The sequence below is a fragment of the Kribbella sp. NPDC048928 genome, from assembly GCF_043197975.1.
In the GTDB taxonomy this organism is placed as follows: Bacteria; Actinomycetota; Actinomycetes; order Propionibacteriales; family Kribbellaceae; genus Kribbella.
Map to the genome: position 1 here is coordinate 154,767 of NZ_JBICUC010000001.1, position 14,754 is coordinate 169,520.

The window sequence follows — 14,754 nt, forward strand, 5'->3', positions numbered from 1 at the left end:
CACACAACGGCAGGAGTGCCATCAGGGCCAGGGCGGGGACAAGGCGGCGAGATCTGCGGGCGGGCATGCCGGTAAAATAGTGCACTAGACCGGAGCGCGATACCGGCAACAGGTCGCAACAACCTGCGGCCTCCGCGGACGGGTGGGTTAGCGTTCGGGCGTGGAGACTCAGGAGACGGTGGAATTGGGTGGCAGCGGGACCCGGGTGTCGCGGGTCGTGCTCGGGCTGATGCGGATCAAGGAGCTGTCCGACGGCGAGATCCGGACGCTGGTCGGCACCGCGCGGGACGCCGGGGTGACGATGTTCGATCACGCCGACATCTACGGCGGGCCGCACGGGTGCGAGCAGCGGTACGGCGACGCGCAGCCGGTCCCCGCCGCGGAACGTGACCAGGTGATAATCCAGTCCAAGGTCGGGATCCGGCGCGGATACTTCGACTTCTCCCGCGAGCACATCGTCTCGAGTGTGGAGCAGTCGCTGGCAGCGCTGCGTACGGACTACCTGGACGTACTGCTCCTGCACCGCCCGGACACGCTGGTCGAGCCGGACGAAGTGGCGGCAGCGTTCGATGAGCTGCACAGCAGCGGGAAGGTGCGGGCGTTCGGTGTCTCGAACCACACGCCCGGTCAGATCGAGCTGCTGAAGCGGTCGGTCCGGCAGCCGCTGGTCGCCAATCAGCTCCAGTTCAGTCTCGCGCACGCCGCCCTGGTCGCGCAGGGTCTGGGCGCCAATATCGTCGGCCTCGAACAGTCCGCGGACCGGGACCTCGGCATCCTGGACTACAGCCGGCTCAACAACGTCACCATCCAGTCCTGGGGTTCGCTGCAGAAGCCGTCGCCGGGCGGTGTCTTCATCGGCGACCGGGACAAGTACGCCGCGCTGAACGACGCGCTCGAGGAGGTCGCGAAGGCGTACGACAGCACGCCCACCGCGATCGGCCTCGCCTGGATCGCCCGGCACCCGGCCGCGATGCAGATCGTGATCGGCACCACCACGCCGGCCCGCGTCCAGGAGGCCGCCACCGCCGCCACCATCACCCTCACCCGCCAGGAGTGGTACCACCTCTTCACCGCGGCCGGCCACACCCTGCCTTAAGGTTTTGGGCATGCCTCGTACTCTTCGTCCTGGTCAGCGGTCCGAGCTGTATGTCGTCGATGTCGTGAGCAACGAGCACCGGTTGGTGTTCAGGTCCGACGAGGTGCTGTTCGAGGCGCCGAACTGGCTGCCGGACGGCACGTTGGTTGTCAACGGCAACGGGCTGCTGTACCGGGTCGCGGACGGGCTCGAGGAGATCGAGCTCGGCGGCGTACCGGCGATCAACAACGACCACGTGGTGAGCCCGGACGGGCGGACGGTCTACGTGTCCGCCGACGACGGGCACATCCACGCGGTGCCGACCGAGGGCGGCCCAGGCCGCAGGGTGACGAACGATCGCGGACCTGGATTCCACCATTACCTGCACGGGGTGTCCCCGGACGGTGCGACGCTCGCGTACATCGGTCTGGAGTGGGTCGGCGAGCAGCGGATCACCAACGTGTGGACGATCCCGGCCGCGGGTGGCGCCGACCTACAGCTGACCGACGACGAGTTCGCCGACGACGGCGCCGAGTTCAGCCCGGACGGCGCGTGGATCTACTTCAACTCCGAGCGTGCCGGTGAGGCGCAGCTGTTCCGGATCCGGGTCGCCGACGGGCACGTGGAGCAGTTGACCGACGACGAGCGGGTGAACTGGTTCCCGCACCCGGCGCCGGACGGTTCGTCGATCGCGTACGTGAGCTTCCCGACCGGCACGCAAGGGCATCCGGCCGACATCGACGACGTACGGCTGCGGCTGTTGCTGCGCGACGGCGAGGTGCGCGAACTGACGAGCCTGTTCGGCGGCCAGGGCACGATGAACGTGCCGAGCTGGTCACCGGACAGCTCGTCGTTCGCGTACGTCACCTATCCGTTCTAGACATCGGACAGCTCGATCGAGGAGTCCGCCAGGCGGGCCGGGTCGACCTGCTTGCCGGACCTGATCAGGTCGCGGACCGCGTCGATTGCGCCCCACGTGTTGACGTGCATGCCGGCCAGCACGTGCTTGTCGCCGGCGAGCCAGAACGCCACGTACGCGCCGGACTTCGGGTCGCCGCGCAGGACGACCTGGTACGACGTACCGCGCGGGACCTCGCCCGCGTACTCCATGCCGAGGTCGAACTGGTCGGTGAAGAAGTACGGGATCGCGTCGTGCGAGACGTCCTCGCCGAGCATCGACTTCGCGGCCGCCTTGCCGGTGTCCTTCGCGTTCTGCCAGTGCTCGACGCGGACCGAGCGCCCGAACAGCGGGTGGTCCCAGCGCACCACGTCACCCGCGGCGTACACGTCCGCGACCGACGTCTGCAGGTCGGCGCCGGTGACGATGCCGGAGCCGTTGTCGGGCGTCGCAACCTCGATGCCGGCCGCCGCCGCGAGCTCGGTGTTCGGCCGGACGCCGACGCCGACGATCACCAGCTCCGCCGGGACGACATCACCGGCACTCACCTTCACGCCGGTGACCTTGTCGGTCCCCTCGAAGCCCTCGACGCCGGTGCCGAACCGGAACAGCACGCCGTGCTGCCGGTGGAGCTCGGCGAACAACTCACCGACCTCCTCGCCGAGCACTGCGGCCAGTGCAGTGGACTGCGGCTCGACGACGGTCACCTCACAACCGCGCTCGCGAGCCGCGGACGCCGCCTCGAGCCCGATCCATCCGGCACCGACCACGACGACGCGCGGCTTCGCGGCGTACGCATCGGTCAGCGCCTGCGCCTCCTCGGCCGTCCGCAGGTAGTTCACCCCGGGCAGCTCGGCACCCGGCACGTCGAGCTCGCGGACGCGACTTCCCGTCGCGATCAGCAGCTTGCCGAACGGCACCTGAGAACCGTCGTCCAGCGTGACCGTGTGCGCGGCCGCGTCGATCGCGGTCACCGTGGTACCGAGACGGAGGTCGATCGTGTTGTCGTCGTACCACTGCTGGTCGTGCAACTGGGCGGCATCGGTCCCGGACTTGCCGAGCAGGACGTCCTTGGACAACGGTGGCCGCTCGTAGGGCAATGATCGCTCACTGCCGATCAGGACGATGCCGCCGCTCCAGCCGTCTTTCCGGAGGGTCTCGGCCGCGGTCGCTCCCGCGAGACTCGCACCGACGATCACGATCTGTTCATCAGCCATGAACGAACCTTAGGGCACGTCTCCCGATCCCACGTCGTAGCGAGGAGGTGCTCGGTGCGGTAGCTCGGTGCGCGGGGGCGAAGGTCTCGATGCGGAGCATCGTGGCCTTCGGTCCCGTGCGGCGAGGTGCCGTGCCGAGTGCCCCGCAGTAGGCGGGGGATCGGGAGACGTGCCCTGGGTCCTCGCCGAGGACTTGTCGCAGGCGGTCCGGATGACTACGTTATCGCAGGACATAATACGTCCTATGTCCTCCTTGGGAGAGTCATGCGCGTACCCACAGCAGGCCGTCTCGCGGCCGCCGCCCTACTGGTGTCCCTCACCCTCACCACCACCTCCGCCCACGCCACCCATCCAATCTCTTCATCCCCATCCCCATCCCCATCCACAGCGCCCACACCCGCTGCTGCTGCCGCCGCCGCTGCCGCCGCTGCTGCCGGTGCCGCCGCCGCTGCCGGTGCCGATGCCGCCGGTGTCGATGCCGCCAGCGAGCCTGCGTCGGCGCCGTTCGCCGAGGACAGCGTGCTGTTCCAGCAGAAGACCGAGGGCTACTCGTGCTTCCGCATCCCGGCGATCGTGCACGCCACGAACGGCGACGTGCTCGCGTTCGCCGAGGGCCGCGTCGCCGACTGCGGCGATGACGGCGACATCGACATCGTGCTGCGCCGCTCGACCAACGGCGGCAAGACCTGGGGACCGCTCCAGGTGGTCTCCGACGGCAACGGCAGCACCCACGGCAACCCAGTGCCGATTGTTGACAATCAGACTGGTCGGATTGTCCTCGTCACCACCCACAACGGCCCAGAGCCGTGTACGAACGGCTGCGACCGCGACCCGTACGTCCAGACCAGTGACGACTCCGGCGCCACCTGGACCGCACCGCGCGAGCTGACCGACGCAAAGCTGCCGACCTGGAACTTCTGGTACGCGACCGGCCCGATGCACGGCATCCAGCTCCAGCACGGCCCGCACGCCGGTCGTCTGATTGTCGGCGCCAACTACGAGACGTACGACGGCGTCGGCCCGCACGTGTACGGCGTCCATCTGCTGTACTCCGACGACTCCGGCGCGACCTGGCACATCGGCGCGACGACGTCCCGCGACGACGGCTCGATCATCGCCGGCGAGGTGACCGTGGTCGAGCTGACCGACGGCCGGATCTACGCGCTCGCCCGCGAACGCGGCACCGACCCCGGCAACCGCGCGTACGTGATCAGCAGCGACGGCGGCGCGACGTTCGACGCACCGTTGCGAACGATCCCGAAGCTGGTGGTGCCGGACGTTCAGGGCTCACTGCTGCGGTTCAGCGCGCGCAACGAAGGCGCTCAGCGCAACCGCATCCTGTTCTCGGCGCCGGCACATCCGGCCGCCCGTGAGGTGATGACGGTGCGTTCGTCGTACGACGAGGCGCGCTCGTTCGGCACCTGGCAGCAGGGCAAGGTGTTCTGGTGGGGTCCGTCGGCGTACTCCGACATGGTCCGCCTGGACGGGGATCGGGCCGGATTGCTGTACGAAGCGGGCGTTGCGAGCCCGTACGAGTCGATCCGCTGGGCGCGCTTCAACGAGGCGTACCTGTCGACGCCGAATGGTACGCCGCCGGGCATCCCGGGGCCACCGGCGCCGGGTCCGCTCACTGCCGACATCAGCCCGGCGCACAATTCGGCGTACGTCCGCGGTGGCGCGACTGTTGCCGAGGGCAAGTTCGGGAACGGGCTCGCGCTGGACGGGACGGACGACTACGTCGAGGTCCCGTACGACCGGTCGATCGATCTCGGCGCGGACGACTTCACGATGATGACGTGGATCAAGTACGGCGCGACGACCGGGTCGCACGCGATCCTCTGGGCGTACCGGACCGGCTCCGGCACGACCCCACAGGTGTGGTTGCGCGCGGAGCCGGAGAGCAACCGCATCCGGGCGTTGCTGTCGGTGGATCGCTTCAACGTGACGGTGCAGTCGACATCGGCGTACAACGACAACGCCTGGCATCACGTCGTACTGCAACGGGTCGACGGAAGGCTCCGACTCGTTGTCGACGGCAACGAAGTCGGCTCGACCGCGGCACCTGCGGGCTCGGTCACAGCCGGCAAGGAGTTCGGCATCCAGGGCATCCACATCGGCCAACGCGTCGACGGCGCCAACCGCTTCCAAGGCACCCTCGACGAGGTCCGCATCTACCGCCGAGCCCTCTCCGACACCGAACTGACCCAGATCCGCCAAACCAACACCCCCAACCCCAACCGCCTAGCCCTCAACCTCCCCTTCACCACAATCCACTGACCCACTCCACCCACGCCCACCCCACCCAGCCCGCACACCCCACCCGGTCCCACGCACCCAACCCTGCCCGCGCACCCAGCCCACCACCGACCGCCCCCACGCACGCCAGCCGGTGGGTGGGCACGCCCGGTTATCCACCGTCGTTGGGGGTTCTCCGCTCACACACCAGCGGAGAACCCCCAACCCGAGCGGACATCCGCTCGCACTGAACGGCGGCGAGGCCGGGACGGCGGGCAGGCCAGAGCAGGCGAGCGCGGCCGCCAACCAGGGCGGTAGGTAGGCACGCCGGGTTATCCACCCTCGCTGGGGGTTCTCCGCTCACACACCAGCGGAGAACCCCCAACCCGAGCAGATATCCGGCTCTTGCGTCCGATGTGTGGGTACTGACCACTCCGATTCCGAGCCGTGGATGCTGGCTGCGTGTGGTCTGGGGTGGCCGGGGCGGACAGCTCGACAGGACATGTCGGTTGGGGTCTGGCCGGTGAGTAGTGCACCTGAGCGTGGAAGTGCGGTGCGCGTACGGTGTCTCGGGGTGCACTACCTGTCGAAATGTCCGTCGGTCCACCCACACCTACGACAGAAGAGCCAGATATCCGCTCACGTTGAACGACGGCGAGGCCGGGCGGGCAGGGCGGTGCGGGGCACGCAGGACAGGGCGGCCAGACAGGCAGGGTGGGCGGAGCGGGCGAGGCGGGCGGCGCGGAGCGGGCGGGGCGGGGCGAGCGGAGCGGTGGTACTCGCGGCGGGTGGCGGGGAGGGCGGGGGTGGTGTGGGAGTTAGCCGAGTAGGTGTTGGTGCCAGGCTTGGGCTGAGGGGTCTGTCAGGGAGGCGACCTGGTCGACGATGACGCGGAGGCGGGTGGTGTCGTCGGGGGCGGCGGTGAAGTCGGACTGGAACGGGATGTCCAGGTGCCGGGGCGCGGATTTCCAGAGGGCTTCGACGAGCTCGGTGAGGAGTTCGCGCTGGACGGCGCGGCGGGCCTGGCGTTCCGGCGAGTTGAGAACGTGGTACATCCCGACGCCCTTCAGCAAGCCGATCTCGGTACGGATCCCATCCGGTACGACTAGATCCGCCTCGTACCGGATCAGACGCGACCGGCCGAACACCGCATGCGTTGCCTGCTCCGCGGCGTTCGCGAACCGTCCGATCAGCTGACTGGTGAGGTCCTTCAGCCCGCCGAGCGCCCGCCGGCTGTCGTCGAACGTGGCCGCCGGCCAGTAGTTCAAGGCTTGCAGCCGGTCCCAGCCCTCGTCCAGCTCGGCGTCTGTTGCTTCCGGCAAGTACATCTGCCGGACCGTCTCCCAGTACGGCTCGCGCACGGTGTCGACCGCGGCGAGGTCGATGTGGTGGGCAACGATCCCGTCCTCGATGTCGTGCACCGAGTACGCGACGTCGTCGGCGAAGTCCATCACCTGCGCCTCGAGGCAGCGCCGCTCCCCCACCCCCGGCCGCAACCAGGTGAAGACCGCGAGGTCGTCGTCGTACACCCCGAACTTCTGCTCGCCGGACCGCCGCGCCCACGGGTACTTCGTCGCAGCGTCCAGGGTCGCGCGGCTGAGGTTCAGCCCGACGCTGCGGCCGTCGGCGTCGAACGTCTTGGACTCCAGCCGGGTGAGCAGGCGCAGCGTCTGCGCGTTCCCCTCGAAGCCGCCGATGTCCGCCGCGACCTGATCCAGCGCACGCTCGCCGTTGTGGCCGAACGGCGGATGCCCGAGATCGTGCGAGAGACAGGCCGCGTCCACGATGTCCGGATCGCAGCCGAGCGTCGCCGCCAGCTCACGCCCGATCTGCGCGACCTCGAGGCTGTGCGTCAACCGGTTCCGCACGAAGTCGTCGCTGCCGGCGGTCACCACCTGGGTCTTGGCCGCGAGCCGCCGCAGCGCCGCACTGTGCAGGACGCGCGCCCGATCACGCGCGAACGCCGTCCGCCCGGGCCGCTTCACCGGCTCCGCGACCCACCGCTCCGCGTCGTGCTCGTCGTACCCCTCATGCTGCTTCCTCATCACCACCCACACTAACCGCGCCCACCGACATTCCGGTGAAGCCGAAGGGAAAGCTCAGTGCGAACGGAGCGCGGTCCGGAACCACCCACCACCGGCCCGAGCGAGGGCGCCGGCTGGGATCCGCCGACGACAGCCAGCAGGTTCCGGTAGCGTTCGAGCAGCGGGTCGCCGCCGACCTCCAGCCGGTGGATCAGACGCTGCCGGTACGCCGCGTCGTCAACCTCGCCGAACGTCTCGCAGTACCGACCGACCAACAGCTCAACGACCGACCGTGCGGCAGCCGACAACGGTTCGATGCCGTCGGCAAGCGTCGTCTCGACGGTCTCATTCCACGTCGGACAGCTTGGCCGGTCGGTGCACGAGTCGAAGCTCCTCGGGTCGGGTGCCGCGGCGAGCCACCATCCGCGGTACGGCGCGCCGAAGCGGCAGCTCACCGATCGAGAAGAGTATGCGGTCCCCTGTGGTCATGACCGACACTCTGGCGCCTGCATCAGGTGGAGACGCAATAGCGATGCCAGGTCACGCCGTCACCGAACATCTCGGTGCCCGCGGGCCGCAGGTCGAGGCGGTGCGTGTCGTACCAGCGGTCGCCGCCGACGAGCACCGGGTGAACCAGGAGCGCCACTTCGTCCACGAGGTCCTGGTCCAAACAGGTCCGGAGCAACGTGAGTGAATCGATGCGAACGGTTCGAACGCCCTGCCTGCCAAGGACTGTCAGTATTTCGGGGAGGTCGACCTCCTGATAGCCGGCGATCAGCTCGCGGGTGGTCGCGTCGGCGGGACGCGCCGGGGACTGGTCGGCGTACAGGGCGAGGACGCCGGACCAGTAGCCGAGCTCGCGGAGCGACTCCCAGGTGTGGACGCGGGCGTGGTTGTCGACGACCGCGAGCAGCGGACCCTCCGGACGTGGTCCGCGACGAGGGGCGGCGCGTACTTCGTTCTCCTGGGCAACGATCGTTTCCGCGTCGGTGAGCGTCACGTCCTCCTGCCACAGGGTCGCCAGCGCATAGAACCGCGCGAGGTCGACGTCGAATCCCGACGCCACCCCGTCCAGCGAGACCGCCAGCTGAGCCACCACATGAGGCCGCATGTCTCCAACCTAGAGACGGCCACCGACAAATCCCCCGGCCCGGCCCACTGGTGATCGGCCTCGCCTACTGGTGGTCGGCGTCGCCTACTCGTGGTCGGTCGGCCAGGGTGGCGGCGTGCCGGGGACCATCGCTGACTCCAGGCGGATGCGTACTGCTTCGCGGGCGCGGGCGTAGCCGGTGTCGTCGTTGTGGAGGATCGATGCGAGGTTGGCGGCTTCGTAGTACGCGTTCAGGTCGAACGCGAGCTGCTTGGCGTCCCCGACGAGCTCGTTGCGCTCGACCGCCTCGGTGACCGCGGTTTCGATCAGGTCCATCCACTCGTCATGGACGGCGGCCAGGTACTCCTGGACGGCGCCGTCGCGGGCGGAGAACTCGTGCGAGACCTTCTGGAAGAAGCAGCCGCCCGGGAACACCCGAGTGCGCGAGTAGTCCAGCCAGTACTGACTCAAGGCCCACACCCGCCCGAGACCCGGATCGACCTCGTACGCCGGGAGCACCACGTTGTCGGCGTAGATCCGGCGCGCGGCCCGGATGGTCGCGAGCTGCAGCTCCTCCTTGGAGCCGAAGTGTGCGAACAGCCCGCTCTTGCTGATCCCCAGCTCGGTGGCGAGACGGCCGATCGACAGCCCCTCGAGTCCGTCGACCGAGGCGATGTCGACGGCACGCCGCAGCACGGCGCGACGGGTCTGATCACCCCGCGCCAGCCGCCCGTCGATCTTCTCCACGACATCCGATCCTAGGGGGTGCACCGGAACTGCTTCGATCCGATGAGTGCTACGCTCTGGGAAACTAATAATACGACCGTTCGTATAGTTTACTGGAGGGGCGCCATGCGGAAGCTGATCAGTGTCGGATTGCAGACAATCGGAAAGTTGTCACCGCGGCTCGGTGGACGACTCGCCTTCACGCTCTGGCGGCGGCCGCTCGCCCGCGGCCGGGTCCGCCCGGACGAGCAGATTGTTCACAATGCGGCGAAGGTCGAGGTGATCGACGGCGTGCAGACGTACGCGTGGGGCGACGGCCGGCGGCCGGTGCTGCTCGTGCACGGCTGGCGGTCACGCGCCTCGCGGTACGCCGGGTTCATCACGCGCCTGCTCGAGCTCGGATACAGCCCGGTCTCGTACGACGCCCCCGCGCACGGGGACTCCGGTGGCGACGTGGTGTCGATCCTGGGTCATCAGCAGCTCATCCGCGCCCTGGAGGAACGGCACGGGCCGTTCGAGGGCGTGATCGCCCACTCCCTCGGTGTGCCGTTCGCGCTGTACGCCGTGCGCCAGGGCGTCGCCGCGCAGCGGATGGTGATGATCAGCGGCGTCGCGGACTTCGGCTACCTCGCCGACACGTTCTGCGCCGAACTTGGGCTCGGACCGAAGCTCAATCGGGAGCTGCGGCGGTCGATCGAGCGCGGGTACTTCGACGGCGACATCACGATCTGGGACCGGTTCTCGGTCAAGGCGAACAAGACCGAGTTGCTCGTCGTCCACAACGACGAGGACGACGTGGTGGATCCAGGCCAGGCGCAGATACTGCTGCGGAGCTACGGCCCGCACGCACACTTCCTCCCGACCACCGGCCTCGGGCACCGCCGGATCCTCTCGGACCCGGCGGTGATCGCCGAAGCAGTCGCCTTCCTGCAGGACGCGGACCACACTGCACAACAGGAGCAGGAGCCCAGCCGCGGATCAGATGTCGCGGAAGGTCTCGATCTGAGCGCCTAGCGAGTTCAGCCGGGTGGCGAGGTCCTCGTAACCGCGGTTGATCACGTAGATGCTGCGCAGTACCGACGTACCCTTCGCGGCCAGCATCGCGATCAGCGCGACCACGGCCGGGCGGAGCGCCGGCGGGCACATCATCTCGGCGCCGGAGAAGTGCGTCGGTCCCTCGACCATCACCCGGTGCGGATCGAGCAGCTTCACCCGGCCGCCGAGCTTGTTCAGGTCGGCGAGGTAGATCGCGCGGTTCTCGTACACCCAGTCGTGGATCAGCGTCTGCCCGGTCGCGGTCGCCGCGATCACCGCGAAGAACGGCAGGTTGTCGATGTTCAGCCCCGGGAACGGCATCGGGTGGATCTTGTCGATCGGCGCGTGCAGCTTCGACGGCCGGGTGGTCAGGTCGACCAGCCGGGTGCGCCCGTTCTCCGCGAGGTACTCGGTGCTGCGGTCGTAGTCGAGCCCCATCTCCTCGAGCAGCGCGAGCTCGATCTCGAGGAACTCCACCGGCGCCCGGCGGATGGTGATCTCGGACTTGGTGACGATCGCCGCGGTGAGCAGGCTCATCGCCTCGATCGGGTCCTCGGACGGCGCGTAGTCGACGTCCACGTCGATGTCGGCCTTGCCGTGCACGGTCACCGTGGTGGTCCCGATGCCGTCGATCTTCACGCCGAGCAGGTCCAGGTAGAAGCAGAGGTCCTGGACCATGTAGTTCGGGCTGGCGTTCCGGATCACCGTGACGCCGTCGAACCGGGCCGCGGCCATGATCGCGTTCTCGGTCACGGTGTCGCCGCGCTCCGTCAGCACGATCGGCTTGCCCGGCGCGATCGCCCGGTTGACCAGCGCGTGGTACTGGCCGCCGGTCGCCTTCACCTCGAGGCCGAACGGGCGCAGCGCGGTCATGTGCGGCTCGACGGTCCTGGTACCGAGGTCGCAGCCACCGGCGTACGGCAGCTCGAAGGCGTCCTCGCGGTGCAGCAGCGGGCCGAGGAACATGATGATCGACCGGGTCCGGCGGGCCGCCTCGGCGTCCATCGAGCTGAGGTCGAGCTGCGCCGGCGGCACGATCTCCAGGTCGCCGGCGTCGTTCAGCCAGGTGGTCTTCACGCCGATCGAGTTGAGGACCTCGAGCAGCCGGTTGACCTCCTCGATCCGCGCGACCTTGCGCAGCGTCGTGCGGCCCTTGTTCAGCAGCGAGGCGCAGAGCAGCGCGACGCCGGCGTTCTTGCTCGACTTGACGTCGATCGAACCGGAAAGCCGCCGTCCGCCGACGACACGGAGGTGGACCGGACCGCCACCGAGAGAGACAATTTCTGAGTCGAGCGCCTCGCCGATCCGGGCGAGCATCTCGAGGGTGAGGTTCTGATGACCCTTCTCGATCCTGTTCACCGCACTCTGGCTGGTGTTCAGTACTTCCGCGAGCTGCGTCTGCGTCCAGCCGCGGTGCTTGCGGGCGTCCCGGATGAGATTTCCGATCCGGCTCAGGTAGTCATCGGTCATGCTCCGGACCTTATCTCACATGTGAGATACCTCTGCACCGACCCGCCGGTACGAGGGTAGCGAACATCACGTCCGGTCCGTGCAGGACCCACCCGACCTGCTGAAACGCCCGCAGCCTACAGTTGCTCCACACTCCCGCCGCCACCCGGAGAGGACCCAGCAGATGCCCGAGGACACCTCCGCCGCGGTGGTCAACGAGTTCGAGGCCGAGTCGTGGCCGCTGGAGGCAGCCGCGGACAGCCTGCACCAGGTGATCGAGGGCTTTCACAACGGTGACACCAGACCGCTGGTGATCGGCGACGGCGACCAGCCGGTGCTGGTCGTGCTGGCGATCGCGGACCTGGCCGACTTCCGGGCCCGGATCGCGGAGCTGCTGGGCAGCCCGGTCGACGCCGGCTGGCTGCGGTACTACCTCCGGTCGAACTTCGACATGAGCTCCGAGCGCCTGGTCGAGCTGCTCGGCGTGGACACCGACCACGGGCTGTCCTCGCTGGCCAGTCAGGTGAACGTCGAGCAGGCCGCGACCCTGATGCCGGACCACCTGCGCCGCACCGAGGCCGGCGGGAACCCGCTGATGCTGATCGGCGACGGCATGATGGCGACCGCCGCGCTGCTGTCGTTCCAGGCGTTCCAGGTGCTGCTGGCGCTGGAGGGCGACGGCAAGAACGACGACGACTCCTGCGCGCACGACGACGAGGAGAAGCCGACCATCCCGCTCGAGGCGCTCGCGGAGCGGATCGGGCCGGTGTCGACGCAGCTCGTCGCGCAGATCAATGCGGGCCGCGAGCCGGGCCTCCCGCGGTACGAGCTGCATTTCGAGGACGATCTCGTCGAGCACCTCCACGACCTGGAGGCCCGCGCGCAGAAGGCTCCCGGCGGCGGCGCGTACGACGAGCTGAACGACCTGCTGCACCAGTTCGACCAGATGCGCAGCGGGCTGGTCGAGGTGGAGGCCGACGAGGAGCCGGACGAGGCGCCGTACCTGGAAGCCACCGATCTGAAGGCGGCGCTGCCCGACATCCGGGACGCGTTCCGCGACGGCGCCGACGACCCGTACCTGATCGGTCTCGACGGGCGCCCGCTCGCGGGACTGATCTCCTTCGACCTGTACGAGGAACTGCAGCAGGTCTCGGTCGAGATGGACGGCACCGACGAGGCGCCGGTGCTCCCGCTCCCGCAACCGCGCTGGGAGAACGGTCCCCGCCTGCTGCCGTTCGATATCGCGCTCGAGCTGTGCGAGGCGGTCTGCGAGGACATCACCAACGGCGAGGCCTCGATGCTGTTCATCGCCGACGAGGACGACGAGCCCGAGCTCGTCCTCGCTCCCCTGGTCTGGCTGTGGGCGTACGTCGACCACCTCAACCTGGAAGGCGTCGAGGCCTGACACTTCGGCACGGCTCGAAGTGAGTCCTCGCGGTGTCACTCTGGAAGGGTGAAACGGTCCATACCGCTGCTTGCGGTCGCCTGCTTTCTCCTCACCGGGTGCTCGTCCGGCAAGCCGGTGGTCAGCGTCGACCAGGCGGTCACGCTCGCCGACCAACAGGTTCATCTGAAGGTGACCGGCCTTCCCTCTCACAAACCGGTGACCATCGGCGCCGAGGCTGTCGACCAGCACGGGCAGAAGTGGCACGGCGAGGCGACCTTCACCACCGACGACCACGGCACCGTCGATCTCGACAGTGCCAAGCCGTCAGCCGGCAGCTACCAGGACGCCGACGGGATGGGGCTGTTCTGGTCGATGAACCCACCCGACGGAGATCCGGACGCGCAGTCGTACATCCCGCCGACGGAGAACGGCCGGTTCGTCGAGCACCTCGAGGTCTTTGCGAGCCGTGACGGGAAACGGCTCGCGAGTACGGCACTGACCCGGCGCTGGCTGGCCTCCGGCGTGACGACCAGGCCGCTCACGATGACCAAGGACAAATTCACCGGCGTGTACGTCGCCCCGAAGACGGACGGGGCGAAGCATCCCGCTGTACTGCTTCTCGGCGGATCGGAAGGCGGTGTGCCGCCCCGGTCCAGCCCGGAACTCCTGGCGTCGCACGGCTACCCAGTGCTGGCGTTGGCGTACTTCCATGCACCAGGGGTGCCGGTGGACCTGCGGGACATTCCGCTCGAGTACTTCGCGTCGGCGATCCGCTGGCTCGCGCGACAGCCCGGGGTCGATCCGGCGCACGTCGTCGTGATGGGTGCGTCGTTCGGCAGCGAGCCGGCGCTGCTCGTCGCCGATCATTTCCCGGAGCTGGTCGCCGGGACGGTGTTGTTCGCCCCGGGCTCGTACGTAACAGGCTCGTTCCCGCACCCGGGCGGCGCGGCCTGGACGTACCAGGGGAAGCCGTTGGAGGCGGGAGATCCGATCCCGGTCGACGGCGTGGACGGTCCCGTCCTTGCGGTCGCCGGCTCCGGCGACGCGCAGTGGGGTTCCAAGCAGTCGGCGGAACTGATCATGCAACGCCTCGACGAAGCACATGCCACGTTCTCGCACGAGGCCGTGATCGTCACCGGCGCGGGCCACGGTGTCGGCGGTACGCCATACCTGCCGCACGGCACCATCTTCGCCCACCCGATCGCCGGCCGGCAGGCGCTCGGCGGCACCCGCCCTGCCAATGAGTCGGCACTACAGCAGGGCTGGGCGAAGACGCTGGCGTTGCTGGCGTCGTTGCGGCATTAGGAGACACGCCCTAGCTGAACGGGAACAGCGTCTGCCACTCGGCGAGGGTTGCGAGCTCGTAGACGCCGGCCGGGGTGTACGGGTCCTTGGCGAGGATGTCGCGGAGCTCGGCCTCGTCGGCGACGTCGTAGACGAGCAGTGCGCCGGTGCCGTCGGTGAACGGGCCGGCGGCGACGAGTTTGCCGGCCTCCCGCAGCTCCGCGAGGTAGTCGCGGTGCGCCGGGCGGACCTCCAGCCGGCGGTCGGTCTCGGTGACGTCGAAGCGCAGCTGTACGACAAATTGGGCCATGACCAGAACCCTACACAAGCCCTT

General features: G+C 68.7%; 13 protein-coding genes. 6 read left to right on the top strand and 7 right to left on the bottom strand.

The features are described 5' to 3' along the window. Nucleotides 1–160: 160 nt before the first annotated feature. Together ACGFI6_RS00660 and ACGFI6_RS00665 are read left to right on the top strand one after the other, a co-directional pair. Entirely contained in the window at nt 161–1,096 is a 936-nt protein-coding gene (locus tag ACGFI6_RS00660; RefSeq protein WP_393113999.1) for an aldo/keto reductase family oxidoreductase, read from the top strand. Between the two features lie 10 nt (nt 1,097–1,106). After that, nucleotides 1,107–1,955 (top strand): TolB family protein, encoded by an 849-nt coding sequence (locus tag ACGFI6_RS00665; protein WP_393114002.1) that lies wholly within the window; start codon nt 1,107–1,109, stop codon nt 1,953–1,955. Here ACGFI6_RS00665 and ACGFI6_RS00670 read toward each other — a convergent pair. Next, on the bottom strand, nt 1,952–3,190 hold the full coding sequence (locus ACGFI6_RS00670; RefSeq protein ID WP_393114004.1) for an NAD(P)/FAD-dependent oxidoreductase: 1,239 nt from the start codon (nt 3,188–3,190) through the stop codon (nt 1,952–1,954). The two genes, ACGFI6_RS00665 and ACGFI6_RS00670, sit on opposite strands and share 4 nt — an antisense overlap. A 264-nt stretch (nt 3,191–3,454) precedes the next feature. Here ACGFI6_RS00670 and ACGFI6_RS00675 point away from each other — a divergent pair, with 264 nt between their 5' ends. Beyond that, nucleotides 3,455–5,467: an exo-alpha-sialidase gene (locus ACGFI6_RS00675; RefSeq protein WP_393114006.1), complete on the top strand. Its 2,013-nt coding sequence runs from the start codon at nt 3,455–3,457 to the stop codon at nt 5,465–5,467. 776 nt (nt 5,468–6,243) lie between these two features. Here ACGFI6_RS00675 and ACGFI6_RS00680 read toward each other — a convergent pair. From ACGFI6_RS00680 to ACGFI6_RS00695, 4 genes are all read right to left on the bottom strand, one after another. Then, a complete protein-coding gene (locus ACGFI6_RS00680) occupies nt 6,244–7,470 on the bottom strand; it encodes a deoxyguanosinetriphosphate triphosphohydrolase (protein ID WP_393114008.1) in 1,227 nt (408 codons plus the stop codon). Nucleotides 7,471–7,794: 324 nt separating this feature from the next. Continuing rightward, nucleotides 7,795–7,938: a hypothetical protein gene (locus tag ACGFI6_RS00685; protein WP_393114010.1), complete on the bottom strand. Its 144-nt coding sequence runs from the start codon at nt 7,936–7,938 to the stop codon at nt 7,795–7,797. Between the two features lie 22 nt (nt 7,939–7,960). Continuing rightward, complete coding sequence (locus ACGFI6_RS00690; RefSeq protein WP_393114012.1) at nt 7,961–8,560, bottom strand: dihydrofolate reductase family protein; 600 nt, start codon at nt 8,558–8,560, stop codon at nt 7,961–7,963. 84 nt (nt 8,561–8,644) lie between these two features. Continuing rightward, entirely contained in the window at nt 8,645–9,286 is a 642-nt protein-coding gene (locus ACGFI6_RS00695; RefSeq protein WP_393114014.1) for a TetR/AcrR family transcriptional regulator, read from the bottom strand. Nucleotides 9,287–9,391: 105 nt separating this feature from the next. On the opposite strand from ACGFI6_RS00695, the gene ACGFI6_RS00700 reads away from it, so the two are divergent. Next, a complete protein-coding gene (locus ACGFI6_RS00700; protein ID WP_393114016.1) occupies nt 9,392–10,279 on the top strand; it encodes an alpha/beta hydrolase in 888 nt (295 codons plus the stop codon). Here ACGFI6_RS00700 and ACGFI6_RS00705 read toward each other — a convergent pair. Further along, nucleotides 10,244–11,770 carry a helix-turn-helix domain-containing protein gene (locus tag ACGFI6_RS00705; protein WP_393114018.1) on the bottom strand — a complete coding sequence of 509 codons (1,527 nt, stop codon included), beginning with the start codon at nt 11,768–11,770 and terminating at the stop codon, nt 10,244–10,246. The two genes, ACGFI6_RS00700 and ACGFI6_RS00705, sit on opposite strands and share 36 nt — an antisense overlap. A 163-nt stretch (nt 11,771–11,933) precedes the next feature. Between ACGFI6_RS00705 and ACGFI6_RS00710 the strand changes: the two genes are divergently transcribed. Together ACGFI6_RS00710 and ACGFI6_RS00715 are read left to right on the top strand one after the other, a co-directional pair. Continuing rightward, nucleotides 11,934–13,154, top strand: a complete 1,221-nt coding sequence (locus ACGFI6_RS00710; protein WP_393114020.1) for a hypothetical protein — start codon at nt 11,934–11,936, stop codon at nt 13,152–13,154. Nucleotides 13,155–13,202: 48 nt separating this feature from the next. Further along, complete coding sequence (locus ACGFI6_RS00715) at nt 13,203–14,441, top strand: acyl-CoA thioesterase/BAAT N-terminal domain-containing protein (RefSeq protein WP_393114022.1); 1,239 nt, start codon at nt 13,203–13,205, stop codon at nt 14,439–14,441. Between the two features lie 10 nt (nt 14,442–14,451). Here the strand turns inward: ACGFI6_RS00715 and ACGFI6_RS00720 are convergent, their stop codons facing one another. Beyond that, complete coding sequence (locus ACGFI6_RS00720) at nt 14,452–14,730, bottom strand: YciI family protein (RefSeq protein WP_393114023.1); 279 nt, start codon at nt 14,728–14,730, stop codon at nt 14,452–14,454. Nucleotides 14,731–14,754 lie beyond the last annotated feature (24 nt).

What these genes read in the sequence shown, in the direction of transcription:
- ACGFI6_RS00665 (WP_393114002.1), top strand. Translation starts at nt 1,107, where the DNA reads ATGCCTCGTACTCTTCGTCCTGGTCAGCGGTCCGAGCTGTATGTCGTC.
- ACGFI6_RS00670 (WP_393114004.1), bottom strand. Translation starts at nt 3,190, where the DNA reads ATGGCTGATGAACAGATCGTGATCGTCGGTGCGAGTCTCGCGGGAGCG.
- ACGFI6_RS00675 (WP_393114006.1), top strand. Translation starts at nt 3,455, where the DNA reads ATGCGCGTACCCACAGCAGGCCGTCTCGCGGCCGCCGCCCTACTGGTG.
- ACGFI6_RS00680 (WP_393114008.1), bottom strand. Translation starts at nt 7,470, where the DNA reads ATGAGGAAGCAGCATGAGGGGTACGACGAGCACGACGCGGAGCGGTGG.
- ACGFI6_RS00685 (WP_393114010.1), bottom strand. Translation starts at nt 7,938, where the DNA reads ATGACCACAGGGGACCGCATACTCTTCTCGATCGGTGAGCTGCCGCTT.
- ACGFI6_RS00690 (WP_393114012.1), bottom strand. Translation starts at nt 8,560, where the DNA reads ATGCGGCCTCATGTGGTGGCTCAGCTGGCGGTCTCGCTGGACGGGGTG.
- ACGFI6_RS00700 (WP_393114016.1), top strand. Translation starts at nt 9,392, where the DNA reads ATGCGGAAGCTGATCAGTGTCGGATTGCAGACAATCGGAAAGTTGTCA.
- ACGFI6_RS00705 (WP_393114018.1), bottom strand. Translation starts at nt 11,770, where the DNA reads ATGACCGATGACTACCTGAGCCGGATCGGAAATCTCATCCGGGACGCC.
- ACGFI6_RS00710 (WP_393114020.1), top strand. Translation starts at nt 11,934, where the DNA reads ATGCCCGAGGACACCTCCGCCGCGGTGGTCAACGAGTTCGAGGCCGAG.
- ACGFI6_RS00720 (WP_393114023.1), bottom strand. Translation starts at nt 14,730, where the DNA reads ATGGCCCAATTTGTCGTACAGCTGCGCTTCGACGTCACCGAGACCGAC.